The organism is Scytonema sp. UIC 10036 (assembly GCF_009725235.1).
The window spans coordinates 17,338-32,021 of sequence record NZ_WJFC01000079.1 but is presented as its reverse complement, the minus strand read 5'-3'; the positions used below and the strand labels follow the sequence as shown (position 1 = coordinate 32,021).

Here is a 14,684-nt window from a genome sequence, read left to right as displayed (position 1 = left end):
AATTTAGTCATTGGTCATTGGTAAAGAAATGTAAACAAATGACAAATGACAAATAATCAATTGGTCATTGGTAAAGAAATGTGAACAAATGACCAATGACCAATGACAAATGACCAATGACAAATGACAAATGACAGTTAACATAGTTAGTGAGATGAATATTGGTATTCTGGGTCTTGGATTAATTGGTGGTTCTTTAGGTTTGGATTTGCGATCGCAGGGGCATTATGTCTTGGGTGTGAGTCGCCGGGAATCCACCTGTCAGAGGGCAAAAACCCTTGGTGGTGTGGATGAGGCTTCCGTGGACATAAGTTTGCTTTCAGCAGCAGAGGTAATCTTTATTTGTACACCTCTAGGGCTTATTATTCCCACATTTGAGCAGCTAATTGCTCATTTACCTTCAAATGCCGTTGTGACTGATGTTGGTTCAGTAAAAACACCGATAGTTGAAGCGATCGCACCTCGGTGGGAAAATTTTGTGGGCGGACATCCCATGGCGGGTACGACTGAAAGTGGTATAGAAGCAGCTTTGCGGAATTTGTTTTTAGATAAGCCTTATGTTCTGACACCATTAGACACAACACCCCCAGATGCCATCTCAGTTGTGGAAAAATTAGTGCAGGAACTTGGGGCAAACCTCTATTCTTGTTCTCCAGAAGAACATGACCAAGCAGTCAGCTGGATTTCTCACTTACCCGTAATGATTAGTTCCTCATTAATTGCTGCTTGTATGAGTGAAACAGATGCAAAAGTTTTGCAATTAGCTCAAAAATTTGCTAGTTCCGGTTTTAAAGATACAAGTCGAGTGGGTGGAGGCAATTCAGAATTGGGTCTGATGATGGCAAAATACAATCGGCAACAATTATTGCGATCGCTCTTACAATACCATCAGAATTTGGACGAATTGATTCATGCGATCGAGCAGGAAAATTGGGATTTGTTAGAACAACAATTACAAGCAACAAATAAGGCAAGACCTAAGTTTGTTGATTGAGTTGAACCTTATCTAGCAAGGCGGTTTGCTCGTCAGCAGTCAACTTGTTAAAAGCTGGCAATGCAGTGTTTTGCACCATTAGCACACTGGAATCTCGATGACAAATTCTGTTCCTTCGCCAAGAACAGAATTACAACTCAACCTCCCATTGTGGGTATCCTCGACAATTTGACGAGCGATCGCCAATCCTAATCCAGTTCCCTTGCCAACTTCTTTAGTCGTAAATAAGTGGTTAAAGATACATTCTTTAACCTCTTCTGACATTCCCGTACCGTTATCTTTGATACGAATTATCACCGTGTTTTGATTAATGACTACTTCGGTACAAATCTTAATTTTCAAAGGATTAGATTGAATTTGGACAAATGTTCGTCCAAGACTTGCTGTATCTAAAGCATCAATCGCATTGGCAAGAATGTTCATAAATACTTGATTCAACTGTCCTAAAAAGCATTTCACAGGCGGTAATTCACCATATTCCGTAATCACCTCAATCGCCGGACGTTTATTATTAGCTTTAAGGCGATACTTCAAAATTAACAGCGTACTCTCAATCCCTTCATGGAGATTACAAGCAACTTTTTCAGATGTATCGGCTCTGGAGAAAGTACGGAGGCTGGTGCTAATGTCTTTAATACGTTCTGACGCCACCTTCATCGAACTCAAGAGTTTTGGTAAGTCCTCAGTCAGAAAATCTAAGTCAATATCTTCCTCATGCTCAATAACTGGAGAAGGTGGAGTGGGAGAATGTTGTTTAAGCAATTGGATATGGGCAAGTAAGTCTTGGATATACTCCTCAGCATTGTTGAGACTGCCTTTAAGAAATCCAATAGGATTATTAATTTCGTGTGCCACACCTGCAACTAAGTTGCCCAAGGTTGCCATTTTTTCATTTTGCACCATTTGTAGTTGGGCTTGTTGCAAATTTTGCAATGCCTCTTCTAAATCTTGAGATTTATGGCGTAAATGAACTTCAGAGTCTCTTAGTGCGGCTTCTGCAAGTTTGCGCTCGCTAATATCTGTAATTATGCCATCCCATACAATCGAACCATCTGCTTGTCGCTCTGGTTGGGCTGCAGCTTGAACCCATTTTACAGTTCCCGAAGGTGTAATAATTCGCCATTCGTGTCGAAATGGTGTCATGTTTTCGGCAGAGTCGTCAATTGCCTGCTGAATGCTGACAAAATCTTCTGGATGTTCCATCGAACGAAGACTGTATGTCCCTATCATAAATTCTTCTGCTGTCACCTCATAGAGGTCATAACAGCCAGAACTGACGTAGGGGAATGAAGTTGAGCCGTCGGTATTGAAACGGATCTGGTAAATCGTCCCTGGGACATTATCAGCAAGTTTCTGGAAACGAGCTTCGCTAGCACTGAGTTTTGCTAGCGATCGCTCTAGTTGATGAGCATAATTTTGGGATTCTTGATAAAGACGTGCATTTTCCAGAGAGATAGCTGCTTGGGCGCATAGCAGTTGGATAACTTCTAGGCGATCGCTTGTAAATGCGCCAATGGTCAACTTATTTTCCAAATATAGTAATCCAATTAATTGACCTTGATGCAAAATCGGCGTACACAACACACTTTTGGGTTGTTGCTGCATTAAATATTGGTCGGTCATAAAATCGTTTTGTGCTGTTGCATCATCCAGCACAACAGTTTTGAAGCTGTTTTTGACATAGTTTACCAATGCGATCGGAATAATTTCGCTGCTCGACAATGGTACAGGTCCTAAAGTAACCCCTTCATTAATGGTAGCCATGGCTTCAAGGAATAAGTTGCCCTGTTGGAGTACGAGCAGGGCTGCTTTTTTTGCTCCAGCATTTTCCATCACCACTTGCAAGAGGGTAGTCAGCAATTCCTCTAATTGAATTTCACTGGAGAGAGCTTGTGAGGCTTTGAGAATGGTGCCTAAATCGAGAACTTCAGAAATATTGCTGCTAGAAAGATCTGTTTGGATGGTTTGATGTTGCAATGATGACGTACCGACGGTTGAATTGCAGGATTCCCTAAGTTGCAAGCGATTCTGTTGTGCTTGTAAGATGGGAGCAAGGAGTTGAGGATAGCGTTTTTCTAAGTCCTGCGTTTTGGCTTTAGCTCCCCAACGGGCATAGCAGTAATAAGCTTGTTGCATATAAGCTTGAGCAATTGTTTCTTTGCCCCAGTCGAAGTAGAACTTGGCAGCTAGCTCGTTGCTTAGGGCTTCTTCTTGGGTGTAACCATTTTCTTTAGCTTTGGCGATCGCGCGATCGTACAGTTCCATAGCTTTCATCTTTTTCCCCAAAACCCGATGGCGTTCTGCTTCCACCAAATAAAATTTGTGCTGGAAATTCATCGGTGCAAATTTGGCTCGAAACTTCAATTTTTCCTGGTTTTCGCCAACCTTCAAGAGTAATTGTGTTTGTTGAGACAATTCAGCCGTTGGATAGACAGCAATTCGAGACAAAGAATCGTAGTAGTAGAAAACTGGCACTGATAGCATTCCGCCAGCACCGTTGAGGTATTGCGCCCCTTGGTCAGCATATTCAACGGCTGCCGGAAAATTATTAAATAGATAACTCAGTGTTAATTTACTCAAGAAAAATATATGGAGTGTTAAATCATCTTTCTCTTTTTTGAGGTCAGATAAAAGTTTTTCTTCACCATCGCATTCCCCAATGAGCCATTCTGGAGAATCGCTAGATTCTGTTAAATTTTGTAGGCTTTGACAAAGTATATTAGACCAATTTAATAGGCGCTGATTCTTAGAAAAATTTGATTCATAGGCTTTGATTTCTGCTAGCAGGACTTCCAAAAATTCTGTCCCACTTAAATAGACATAGAAGAATTTGAAAATCCTTGATGCAAGCACGTGAAAAAAATCACCTGTCTCCAATCCAATAGTATAGGCTTCTTGTAATAAGGAAATGGCACTGCCAACATATTTCTTACTACATAGATTTAATGCAGCTACCTTAAAGGTAGTCATGCTTTGAACGGATTTTAATTGAAATCGATCCACAAGCATTAAAGCTAGCTTGCCAAATTTGTAGCCTTCCTCGAGTTTATTAAAAGTATTAAGTACAATTCCAAAATCTGCATACCCTGGCGCAGAGAGTGGTGCATTGCCGTACTTAAGAGATAAATTGACTTCTTCCCAGGCAAAAATTGCTAACAGATAAGCAGCAGTTTGGTGGATAGCGGGGGCGATGCTAGCGATAATCTGTAAAGCAGCTAAAGCTTTAGGCTCGGTCATCAACGGTAGATCGGCTAAGCTTTCAATACTTCTTTTTGCCAATGTGGAGAGCGTGTTTTCTACATATTGTGGAATGTGTGCAGGTGTTATTGATTCAGGGAGTGTCACCCCTAGTTGCTGGATAATTTTACAACCAGTGGCGATCGCTTGCAATGGTTGACCTTGTACCTGATAAGCCTGGAGTTGAACTTCATAAACCTTTATTCTATCTAGTAAATTTGTTGTGTGTTGAATAACAACCCGAATGAGAGATTCCATCTGCTCAAAATTATTATTAAGAAAAGCAGCTTCTGCAGCTTCTTCATGTAAACTTCGAGTTAAGTCGTACTCAAGTTCCCAACTATTAACTGTGAGCAACCCAATTCCATAATTGAAGTAATGAATTGCTGCACCATAAGCGGTAGCTTCTTTTGCTTTTCGACCAGCCTTTAAATTTAACTGAGCTAATTGTTGACGTTCAGTTGGCTGAGTGATGAGCGCTATTCCACAATTCAATTGACTGACAATCTCAAAAATTCGCGTCTCTTGCTCAGCAGGAGGTGTATTTTGCAAAAGTAATTGCCCAATTTTCAGATGGGTAAATTGTTTGCGATCGTCTGAAATCAGTGAATAAGCAGCTTGTTGTACTCGGTCATGTAAAAATTTATAGGTGGGGACTTGGAAATTAGAATTTAATGAGTTTGAGTCTGAATCGTGTTCGCTGTCTTGAAAGAATTTATAAACTTCACTCGTCGGTAAAACAAGTCCTTCCTGTAAAGCCTTCCACAAAGATGCTGCTGTTTCGGTTTGGGATTGTTCGGAAACAATTGCTAAGGTGAGTAAATCAAAAGAGTTGCCAATGCACGCTGCTAATTTCAATATATTTTGCGTTGCTGCTGGCAACTTTTGCAACTGTTGTGCTACAAATTCTACCACATTATCAGTGAGGGTAAGCGCCTTCACCGCAGTCATGTCACATTGCCAGTACCCTCGAGCCAAATTAAAAGTAATGAGTCCATCTTCATATAATGCTTTGAGAAATTGCGTCGCAAAAAATGGATTTCCTTGGGTTTTTTGATAGACAAGTTGTGTTAAAGGTTGGGCAATTTTACTTGAACAGCTTAGGGTATCGACTAATAATTGATTTAAACTGGTTTTAGCGAGCGGGGATAAGGTAAGAGTGTGAATGGTGGCATTGGCTTTGCGAAGATCTGCTAAAGTCAACATCAAGGGATGCGCTGCTGAGACTTCATTGTCTCGATAAGAGCCAATAAAGAGTAAACATCCACTGGCTGAACTCATCAACAACTGCACTAATTTGAGTGATGCGGAATCAGCCCATTGCAAGTCATCGAGGAAAATGACTAATGGATGTTCTTTTGTAGCGAATACCTGGATGAACTTTTGGAAAAGTAAATTAAAACGATTTTGCGCCGCACTTGGTGAAAGTTCCGTTGTCGGTGTTTGTTTACCAATAATTTGTTCTAGTTCTGGAATGACCTCAACAATAACTTGTCCTAGGTCCCCCAGTGCTTGTAAGATTTTGTTTTTCCAAGTTGACAATTGAGCATCGTTTTCAGTCAGCAATTGCTCCATTAAGTCTCGAAACGCCTGCACAAAGGCAGAAAAAGGAATATTACGATTCAATTGGTCAAATTTGCCTTTGATGAAATAGCCTCGTTGTCGGACAATGGGTTTGTGAACTTCGTTAACCAAGGCAGTTTTTCCAATACCAGAAAAACCAGCCACTAGCATAAGTTCTGTCCGATTGTTGGTAGTACGGTCAAAAGCTTGAAGTAAAGTTTGAACTTCTCGCTCGCGACCGTAGAGTTTTTCGGGGATCGTCAAGCGATCGCATACATCCCGTCGTGCAATTGGGAAACTTGCTACTTTACCCGTTGCCTTGAGTTGAGCCAAACAAATTTCTAGATCGTATTTCAGTCCCAATGCACTCTGATAGCGGTCTTCGGGATTTTTCGCCATTAATTTGAGTACGATATCGCAGAGAACGCGAGGAATCTCTCCCCTGTTCTCTAAAAGTGGTTGTTTGGCAATATGGCAATGTACCAACTCCATCGGCTCATTCGACTGAAATGGCAATTCTCCTGTCAATAACTCGTAAAAAGTTACACCTAAAGAATAAAAATCAGTACGATAGTCAATCCCACGGTTCATCCTTCCCGTTTGCTCTGGGGACAAATAGCCGAGTGTTCCTTCTAGCACATTGGGACTCATGAGGATTTGAGTTTCCCGTAGTAGCCGAGATGCAATACTAAAGTCTATCAACTTAACTTGTTTTGTTTGTGGATTAATTAAAATATTGGCGGGTTTAATATCTTTATGAATGATACGATGCTGGTAAAGTATATCTAATGTATTAGATAAGGCGATCGCTAAGAGCAAAAACTCAATAAGACCTTGTGCTGTTTTCCCCATCTCCCTATCTCCTCTCCATTGGTTAAGGGAAATTCCACCAAAGTCTTCCATGACTAATGCATAGCCATTCTGATAAGGTTCGAGGCTGTAAGTTTCGATGATTCCAGGTTGATGGAGATTTTTGGCAATGGTAAACTGATTGCGAAACTGTATCAATTGGCTGAAGCTGGGATAAGGAGTTTTCATCAGCTTAATCACAACAGATTTTTGGTCAGTTTTGCGATTAGCACGATAAACTGAGGTTCTAGAACCGTTATAAAGTTCTTTGATAACGTGATATCCGGGAATGCCAATCATACAGTTTTATCTTCGAGCTCTCAAGATTTAGGATTCCCAAAGAAATTAGCAAAATTAGCATTCATTAGGATTGCTATATTAAGTCAAGCGTATTTGTAAAGATTGAGCAAGTCTATGTTGAATGAGATAATACCCCCAGTTGCTATCTCAGTAGACATCTCCAGAAATTAATTATGCATTAGCCGAAAGTCTTGGTAGGGGCGTAGGGCGTTGCGCCCTTACATCTTTTTCACGCCTATGTCTAGTTGTGGAAAGCTTAAAAATTTACCAGTTCCGCGTAGTATTTTTGAAGGAGATACAAAAGCCATCGCTTGTGACTGCTGAAGCCTCCTTGACTGGGAGCATCCCAATTTGGAAAAAACACGCTTGTGATTGAAATCACGCCTATACAGACCAAGTTCGCCTTCGCGGACTTCTGATACAGTCCACGCAGGTGGACGAGCGTTTGTATAGTCCCAGAATTCTATTCTTGCAGGCTTTGGCACTCTTTGGGATACTCCCCCTTGACTTGTATTGGAGTGACTTACTACTCTCGTGCTAAATATTTCCTAATTTCGCGCAGCATACTTGCACTTCCTTTACTATTGACACGAAGAATGGGTTCAAGATGTGAAGGGCGATTGGCTTCAATAAAACCTGTGGCAGCGTGTTTAGCGCTAGCTGTCACCATCACAACAAGATCGGAATTTCTGACCCACTGAAGCAGTCTATCATCACCTCCTTTGTGATGGCTGAGATGAACTTTTACTTCTTTACAAGCTGCTTCTAAAATATTTTTTGCTCTGATGGCTACAGTTTCTGTAAGGGTATATATAAGAACAGATTTTCCCTGGAGTTTTTGGAAAATACTTGCTTCAGCTTCAAGATTTTGCTCTACTAAATTTGCTTGTTTGCTAAACAAATCTGAAAGGAATTCTTTCAAATTTAAGTCTTTAACTAAAGTGCGAAAAAGTACCCATTGTTCTTCATCAATACGTTCTGGAAGGCTGTATATGGTTTGAGCCGCCGCATATAGTAGCCCTTCGCGATTTTCTGGGACTGGGCAAGGGTATAATACTAGTGCATCTATTAAATCAAGTATCCAGTGAACGTTTATAGGTGAAGCGAACTGCGTCCAAAGCGCTAAAGCATAGTTGACTATTTCGGTATATTCTTTCGTGTTAACTCCGAGTGTTAAGAGAGCGATCGCTAAATTATTGAACAAAACCAAATCTGGCTCTCCACCTTTTGTGCTAAAGACTAGTAGTTCTAGTAGCGACTGATAAATGGTGAGAAACTCGCGACGGAGAAAGTGCTCATCTTCTTGAAAAAATTTTAGCAAGTAGGGAAGGGCTTCATGCAAAATCGACGCAGCGTTTGACTCTAGCTCGTACAACAAGTCCTGAAACTTTGCTACTGTCTGCGGTTCCATTAGCAAGCCAGTGACATCCCATTCCTCAGATCCTTGGTGTGCTACATATAGCGCTCTTTCCCAACTGGGATTTTTATCAACCTGCGATAACCACTCTAGCCAATTCGTTGGGACAGATAAAGCTGTCAGATCAGTTGTCCCTTCCTGGGTTCCCTGCAATTGGGTAAGAAAATTTTGGTTCCAACGAACCTTCAGCAAAGCGCTTTGCTCATCACGAGTTAACTCGTCGAAGGCTTGCAATGCAGCGTTTTCCAATGCTAAGGTTTGCAATTCGTAGGCGCATTGGAAGAGCAAGCGAACTTTTTCATTCGACGATGGAGCATCACAGAGCAATGAAAACGCTTGGTCGAAGTCCCCGTTTTTGACTAGCTGTTCGGCTTGTTGCAAGGAATCGCCCGTGCTGGGTGGTGTAGTATCGGGCAGGAGTGCAGCTAACCTTTGTAAATAAAGATAGTGAGTCTCCTCAACGTCCTCAATTGCTAGCAGTTCGTCTCGGAGAGCGGGTTTTGATGGTTCCCCACCTACAGCCAGTAGCATAAATAACTTTAAGACTTCTGGGATTTTACTACCTGCGCGGACAGCAAAAAGATGGTTGTAACGGGGAAAAATAACTTCTTTGAAATAGGCGATCGCACTATTGGGAGCGTTATTGTCCTCAAAATGTTGCAGTTCACTGCGGTATACTGCTTTTAGTAATGCCTGGGTAACGGCAAAGGGTCTGCGAACTTGTAAAAGATTGCCCAGTTCTGGTAAGGTTAACAACTCTTTCCATTGCTCTAATTCTGCTAAGAGTTGCACCCGCAGAAACAGAAGATTCAGCGCATCCAGGCGGTGTTGGTCTAAAAGGTATTGTAGGAAGTTTTCCGCAGAAGAGCGATCGCCTGCTTGGAGCGCCATGTAAAAGTCACGCAGCACTCGACCTGTGGGACGGGGTACATCTGCAACCCGTTTTACCCGTCTCTCACCGATCCAACGCATCCGCTCTAGTGCTTCCCAAATGTCCTTTGCTTGTCCGGACAGTTTGACTGTAGCCCCGTTGGTAAATTCGTAAACTGCTGCTTCTACGGGGTCTTGCAGGTTGAGTTGTGCTCTTTGTCCCCGAAATGTGGAATATGTGGGACCGACAAACGCCATTAATTCTTCACTTAAGCGACGTAATTGGCGTTCGGAAAGGGCGAGCGCATACCAATCTACACCTGCTTCTCGCCAGCAGGGAAGAACTGTGGGTTGAGGTTCGTCTCTTGTCAACAACTCTACCCAAGGACGGATTTTTGCTTGTTTTCCTTCGTTCTGTTCTATTTGGTTTAAGTCAAACTTGTTACCCGTACCAAAAAATTGCTCTAGGAAGTGGCGGACTTCTGTAGGACTGCGATCGTTCATCGTATTACCCCTCCCCAACGTTGGGTAAAAACTAACTGTTCTCGAGCAACAACTTCTTTTGATGTCTCGTAAGTTAAAGCTTCTTCATTAACAGTCGTACCGTTGTAAGTGAAATTCATAGAACCCGCAAGATAATACCCGTCTCCTAGGATACCTTTTGCATGGAGTTCTTCGGTCATATGAAATCGTATGGGAAATTCTTGATTGTCAATTCTGGCTTTGACTTTTTCTTTAAAAGTGTTGTTATGGGTATCGGAACGGGTAGCAATGTGTACGGTTGTTCCGCGTTCAGCTAAGGTGGTGAGTATTTGGGAGAGGCGGATGTGGGAGCGACTCCAGGAAGGTTGCAAGCACAGGAAGGTGTTAGCGGTGTTATCGATAATCGGGAGATCCGATATCCAGGGGGAGACGAGCCATATACATTGACTGGGGTTAAGGAGTTCGGCGGTAAAGATTGTTTGGAGTAAGTCGGGGATTTGGCGCGAGCTTAGGCGGGAGTGTATGTAACGGGAAGGCATAATGAAAGCCCACATTGAGAGTGCTTATCTAATTTTTCCTCAAAGCATGACTCCACAATAATAGCAGCAGGGCATAATCCCAAAATAAAATCGTTAGAGAGCAGTTTTCAAGAGTTCGTTCGGCTTGAGAGTTTACTCACAAACAAGTCGGGCGAAGATTCTAGTTGAGAATTTTGTGATTCAACAAGATTTTTGTTATCAGGGCTTACAAATTCTTCAAACAACTCGAAGAAACGCTCTAGAGCAGTGCGTTCATCTTCTGAATAGAAGAGAATCACTTTATCCCAGGATTGGCTGGAAGAGATGTTGAATTTTTTCTGAATCCATTCTTGAAATTCAGTAAATTTCTTTTCTTGTTCAGTCTGAGAAATGCCTAGTTCACGTCGAGCAAGAATGTAACCAGCTAAACAGGAGCGGAGATTACTGATTGCGGGTTTACCTAGATACATGGACGGTCTTTTCTTAATCTTCTGGATCAATTCGTAAAAGTTACTCATGCTAAATCTCCTAATTAAAAATCAATTTCTGTGATTTGGAAATCTCCACCTATGTCTTTTATAGGACAATAGAGATTATTTATCCAATCTGCTTTTAAGTACTTAGTGGGCTAAACTTTTCGGAAAATGCCAAAATAGTAAACCCCGCGTTTCAAAATTATTAAAATTTCTCAACCAAAATACGTAGCGTTTTAGTAGCTTCAATTTATTATTAATTCCTTCAATTATTCCGTTAGTTGTTCTTCTTTCAAAATATCCTACAATCTCACCAACCCACCTTTTAATTGTTGTGATGCTCTTATGATATAGTTGTTATGCTTTTTTAAGCAATCAATTAATTTTAATGTTCCTTCTGTCCAATCCTTACCGATATAATTTCATGCCTATTCAGGTGAAATGAGCCTAACGTTGGGAAAGTAGGTGCGATAGCGATTGACATCGCGGGTAATGAGAGGCAAATTAGCAACGCTAGCATGGGCACCAATGTAGAAATCAGGCAATGGGGAGGTTCTTGCGCCACCACGACGACGGTAGTTAAGAAAACTTTGACCTGCTAGGAATGCTGCATCCCAAGGTAAAGGGAGACGTTGAAATATATCTTCCGACAATGCAGTGATGAGTTCCTGTTCTCGGGGAAAGCCGACGGCAATCTCAGCGTAGATAATGGGATTGATGGCTAGTTGGTCTTGGCTGGCATAGGTTGTCAGTTGAAGGGCTGACCAATCAAACCAGTTGGGATCGTTGGTAAGAATGTCGAGGATAACGTTGCTGTCTACCAAGACGGTCATTGATTGTCGTCGCTGCGGGTGAGGTTCATGATTTGGTCAGTGGTGAGATTTCCAGCAGCGCAACCCCGCATGGTGTCAATCCAGCTTAGGATTTTATTAGCAGGTTGTATTTTCTTGAGGTAAAGACGATCGCCTTCGATTTCAAACGCTAATTCTACGTCGGGAGAAATGCTTAGCGCCTCTCGAATTTCAGGAGGGATGGTAATCTGACCGTCAGGTGTAATTCGCATCGTGTGTTTGTTGTTCAAGCGTTCTTATGTGCTGTAAAAATACTTAACAAAGTTCACAAACCTTATCAAATATTTCATCTTAATTGGCCTTTCTGATACACCCAAGCATAGACGACCGAACTGGCGGCTACTATATTGATTGGGTATCTAGTAGCAATTAGCTACACGGAGAGCGCACACCAACTGGGAATCAGCACAGTTCCCTTGGCATCAGGCAACGGCAACCACGCCACACAACCCGAGACCAAACCAGGGTGTTTTAAGACCACAGGCTTTTTAAACTTGCTGGCTAGATATTTTAAGGCGATGTTTCTAGCCGCGTTATCCCCAGAGTCATAAATTTTCCCCTCTGGAGTCTTGACCAACTTTCCTAAACCTCTCTCGCTCCACAAGTATAAGTTTAAACTTCCGACTTGAGAACCACGTAGGCATTTCCCACCCAGAAACGCATCAGTGATTGAAGTGTAAGCAGGGTTAATGCGTGTTGTATAAATCGAATAACGTGCCAGCGCTTTGTGTTCAGTTCGTTTTTGAATTTTCTTTGCTATCCAGTTTGAACGCTTGATATTACTCCGATGTGAGTATTTACCTTTGAGAGCTTTTAAACTTTTTAAGTTTTCAAAAACGATTAACTGACACTGATATTTTAGAGCGAACTCTACAAGAGTATTTGAGATTTTTTCAATCAAATCTTTCTCAAGATTTTTGATTCGCTCCCACAAAGTCGCACACATTCGCTTTGGCGGTGAATTCCCTAACTCTGTATGCGTATTCGTGAGCTTTTTAGCTTTGGCAATTAGTCCTAGGTAGCGCTTCCTAAGATGAGATAAGCGATTGTTTCCTTGAAGGCGAAGAGTGGTTATTTCTTCAACAACGCCCGTATCTTCGTACCCTTCTAGCACCTTGGCAACGACGATTGGGTCGGATAAATTTAAATCGATGCTGAGAACTCGGAGTTTGCCATAAGCTTGAATTTGCTCATCTAATTTCCCCTGACTTGGAGTGAGTTTTTGAATCACCCAACATATGTTAAGTTTCCCATTTGATATCATCAGTGACATTGTACTTTTTTGATACCCCGATGGTAATTCTCGACACTTGTAGAGGAATTTTTCTTTCACCCAACTTGATCCAGTCCACAGCTTTACAACTATAGAGTCGCCTGTATCTTGCCCAAACATCGAAGAGTAAAACTGTGTCGGGAAGTTAGTTGATGTCGGTAATGTTGGCGGTTTTCCTGCTTTCTTTTTGAGTCGAGTTTTTTTCTTGAGTGTTTTAGCTTGATTTGCTCTCTCAATGCGTTGTTGCCAACGTTTTAAATTACTATCATGAGATTTAACAATGCCGAACGCTTTTTTGATGGCAGCACGTCTGAAATCTTTGGGAACATCTTTAAAAGGTATCGGATGTGGCACCTCAGCCCGTTTTTTATTTGTAATAGTTAGAGATTCATAGACTTGGTATAAATCTGATACGGATACACTCAGGCATTTTTCTACATCTACTCCCATCACCTTCACATAAAACATCACAACTGAATTAAATAGCTTTTGTGTTGCCTCTACATAACCAGGGTGTTTTGTTTCAATTACACCGACCATGGCTTCATTAATCAAGAAATGTCCCTTCTGTTTTCTGAGTGCCACGCTATTATCACCTCCTGTGTTCATACTGCTTTGACTGTAGAAATTTGATTTTTTGTAATGAATCTATCTCATTTTACACCGATTAGCAAAGAAAACATAATGGATATTTACAATTCCATCATCATCTCAAATATTTTACTACCTCAACTTAGTCATGCTTCTGTTTTACATTTAAGATTTCTCAGAGCTTTAATGTCATTTATTTAAAGCTCAACTAGAAATTAATTATATACAAATCATACCGCACTCCACGTAGATTTCACAAAAATGACATGATTTGTACTGAAAGTGCCGTTTGAGACGGCAATATCCACAGAACGTGACATTATTTCCCATTATTTGAAAGCTTTATAGATGTTTGTGAGGTTTAATAAACAATTTAGCGACTTGGGAACACCTCCTCATATTACAGCAGTTTTCAAGTAAATAAACCACACTATGTGGTAGCTGGCATTACCTTAAGCATAGGAGAACTAGTTTACTGTGCAATTAACTCCCGTAGTCGTTGCCATTCTGCTAACCAAGTCCAAACATCCTCTGCTGTTTCTTCAATTCCCTTGAGAATGCGATATCTTCGATGGGCTTCGCCTACGCGGAACACAACTGGGGATTCAAGCGCTTGAAGTTTTGTATGAGGATAGACTCGACTTTCATATGAGGAATTATAATTAACTTCCATTGTAGTTATTAACGCCATCAATACGCGGTTCTTTTAATCCAGGTTCTACTTCGTGAATCGGTTGTCGTAAAAGCTCCGCAGCTTTACTTAAAGATGCCCTTCAAAAAACTGCTCAAGAAAGCATTGATATATTTATAGATGCATTGGGGTTATGCAATTTTCGGCAAAGAATGATATAGTTTAAGCCAATCACTTTCCCAAATTTATTGTTGGAAAGTCAAACCGTGGACGCATACTGATTGTGTCTCACACAGAAAGAGGTGACTCCATTCGTTTAATTAGTGCAAGAGTTGTAACACGAGCCGAGCGAGAAGCATATGAAGAAGGTTGATGAGCCAGAGATGGAAGATGAACTTCAGTCAGAGTATGACTTAAAGAGTCTGCGTGTTAGAAGGTTAGGCGCTGAACGCAAAAGTTTTGGTGGGACGGTTATTCATCTAGAACCAGATGTTGCCAAGATGTTTCCAGATTCAGATGCAGTCAATGAGGCTCTACGATTTTTGATAAGAGTTATGCAGGAAAATAAATCTGCCGCGTCAAATACGATGTCTAGCAACACATCGCACCCAGAGTCGTGAAGAGGTGCTAAATG

Annotated in this window: 11 protein-coding genes and 1 pseudogene; 3 read left to right on the top strand and 9 right to left on the bottom strand. The window is 41.4% G+C overall.

Annotated features, from left to right (window positions below; translation table 11 throughout):
- Nucleotides 1-154: 154 nt before the first annotated feature.
- Nucleotides 155-994, top strand: coding sequence for a prephenate/arogenate dehydrogenase (locus F7734_RS30930; RefSeq protein WP_155748413.1), 840 nt, complete (start codon nt 155-157; stop codon nt 992-994).
- A 78-nt stretch (nt 995-1,072) separates the two neighbouring features.
- On the opposite strand, the gene F7734_RS30925 is transcribed toward F7734_RS30930, so the two are convergent.
- From F7734_RS30925 to F7734_RS30885, 9 genes and pseudogenes are all read right to left on the bottom strand, one after another.
- Nucleotides 1,073-6,943 (bottom strand): ATP-binding sensor histidine kinase, encoded by a 5,871-nt coding sequence (locus tag F7734_RS30925; RefSeq protein WP_155748393.1) that lies wholly within the window; start codon nt 6,941-6,943, stop codon nt 1,073-1,075.
- A 526-nt stretch (nt 6,944-7,469) separates the two neighbouring features.
- Nucleotides 7,470-9,734 carry a protein DpdD gene (gene dpdD, locus F7734_RS30920; RefSeq protein WP_155748392.1) on the bottom strand — a complete coding sequence of 755 codons (2,265 nt, stop codon included), beginning with the start codon at nt 9,732-9,734 and terminating at the stop codon, nt 7,470-7,472.
- Nucleotides 9,731-10,252: a phospholipase D-like domain-containing protein DpdK gene (gene dpdK, locus F7734_RS30915; RefSeq protein WP_166482256.1), complete on the bottom strand. Its 522-nt coding sequence runs from the start codon at nt 10,250-10,252 to the stop codon at nt 9,731-9,733. The genes dpdD and dpdK overlap by 4 nt, the downstream gene beginning before the upstream one ends.
- 107 nt (nt 10,253-10,359) lie before the next feature.
- Complete coding sequence (locus tag F7734_RS30910; RefSeq protein ID WP_155748390.1) at nt 10,360-10,749, bottom strand: hypothetical protein; 390 nt, start codon at nt 10,747-10,749, stop codon at nt 10,360-10,362.
- 102 nt (nt 10,750-10,851) lie between these two features.
- A pseudogene (locus tag F7734_RS30905) lies at nt 10,852-11,055 on the bottom strand (transposase); the annotation flags it as partial.
- A gap of 77 nt (nt 11,056-11,132) precedes the next feature.
- Nucleotides 11,133-11,537, bottom strand: a complete 405-nt coding sequence (locus tag F7734_RS30900) for a type II toxin-antitoxin system VapC family toxin (RefSeq protein ID WP_155748389.1) — start codon at nt 11,535-11,537, stop codon at nt 11,133-11,135.
- Nucleotides 11,534-11,767 (bottom strand): AbrB/MazE/SpoVT family DNA-binding domain-containing protein, encoded by a 234-nt coding sequence (locus F7734_RS30895; RefSeq protein ID WP_155748388.1) that lies wholly within the window; start codon nt 11,765-11,767, stop codon nt 11,534-11,536. The genes F7734_RS30900 and F7734_RS30895 overlap by 4 nt, the downstream gene beginning before the upstream one ends.
- Before the next feature lie 161 nt (nt 11,768-11,928).
- Nucleotides 11,929-13,413, bottom strand: coding sequence for an IS200/IS605 family accessory protein TnpB-related protein (locus F7734_RS66325; RefSeq protein ID WP_166482255.1), 1,485 nt, complete (start codon nt 13,411-13,413; stop codon nt 11,929-11,931).
- Between the two features lie 478 nt (nt 13,414-13,891).
- On the bottom strand, nt 13,892-14,092 hold the full coding sequence (locus tag F7734_RS30885; RefSeq protein WP_155748386.1) for a hypothetical protein: 201 nt from the start codon (nt 14,090-14,092) through the stop codon (nt 13,892-13,894).
- 205 nt (nt 14,093-14,297) lie between these two features.
- Between F7734_RS30885 and F7734_RS30880 the strand changes: the two genes are divergently transcribed.
- Together F7734_RS30880 and F7734_RS30875 are read left to right on the top strand one after the other, a co-directional pair.
- Nucleotides 14,298-14,423: a BrnT family toxin gene (locus F7734_RS30880; RefSeq protein WP_166482260.1), complete on the top strand. Its 126-nt coding sequence runs from the start codon at nt 14,298-14,300 to the stop codon at nt 14,421-14,423.
- Nucleotides 14,410-14,670 (top strand): hypothetical protein, encoded by a 261-nt coding sequence (locus F7734_RS30875; RefSeq protein ID WP_155748384.1) that lies wholly within the window; start codon nt 14,410-14,412, stop codon nt 14,668-14,670. Before F7734_RS30880 ends, F7734_RS30875 begins: the two co-directional genes overlap by 14 nt.
- The last annotated feature ends 14 nt before the right edge of the window (nt 14,671-14,684 follow it).

What these genes read in the sequence shown, in the direction of transcription:
- F7734_RS30930 (WP_155748413.1), top strand. Translation starts at nt 155, where the DNA reads ATGAATATTGGTATTCTGGGTCTTGGATTAATTGGTGGTTCTTTAGGT.
- F7734_RS30925 (WP_155748393.1), bottom strand. Translation starts at nt 6,943, where the DNA reads ATGATTGGCATTCCCGGATATCACGTTATCAAAGAACTTTATAACGGT.
- dpdD (WP_155748392.1), bottom strand. Translation starts at nt 9,734, where the DNA reads ATGAACGATCGCAGTCCTACAGAAGTCCGCCACTTCCTAGAGCAATTT.
- dpdK (WP_166482256.1), bottom strand. Translation starts at nt 10,252, where the DNA reads ATGCCTTCCCGTTACATACACTCCCGCCTAAGCTCGCGCCAAATCCCC.
- F7734_RS30910 (WP_155748390.1), bottom strand. Translation starts at nt 10,749, where the DNA reads ATGAGTAACTTTTACGAATTGATCCAGAAGATTAAGAAAAGACCGTCC.
- F7734_RS30900 (WP_155748389.1), bottom strand. Translation starts at nt 11,537, where the DNA reads ATGACCGTCTTGGTAGACAGCAACGTTATCCTCGACATTCTTACCAAC.
- F7734_RS30895 (WP_155748388.1), bottom strand. Translation starts at nt 11,767, where the DNA reads ATGCGAATTACACCTGACGGTCAGATTACCATCCCTCCTGAAATTCGA.
- F7734_RS30885 (WP_155748386.1), bottom strand. Translation starts at nt 14,092, where the DNA reads ATGGAAGTTAATTATAATTCCTCATATGAAAGTCGAGTCTATCCTCAT.
- F7734_RS30875 (WP_155748384.1), top strand. Translation starts at nt 14,410, where the DNA reads ATGAAGAAGGTTGATGAGCCAGAGATGGAAGATGAACTTCAGTCAGAG.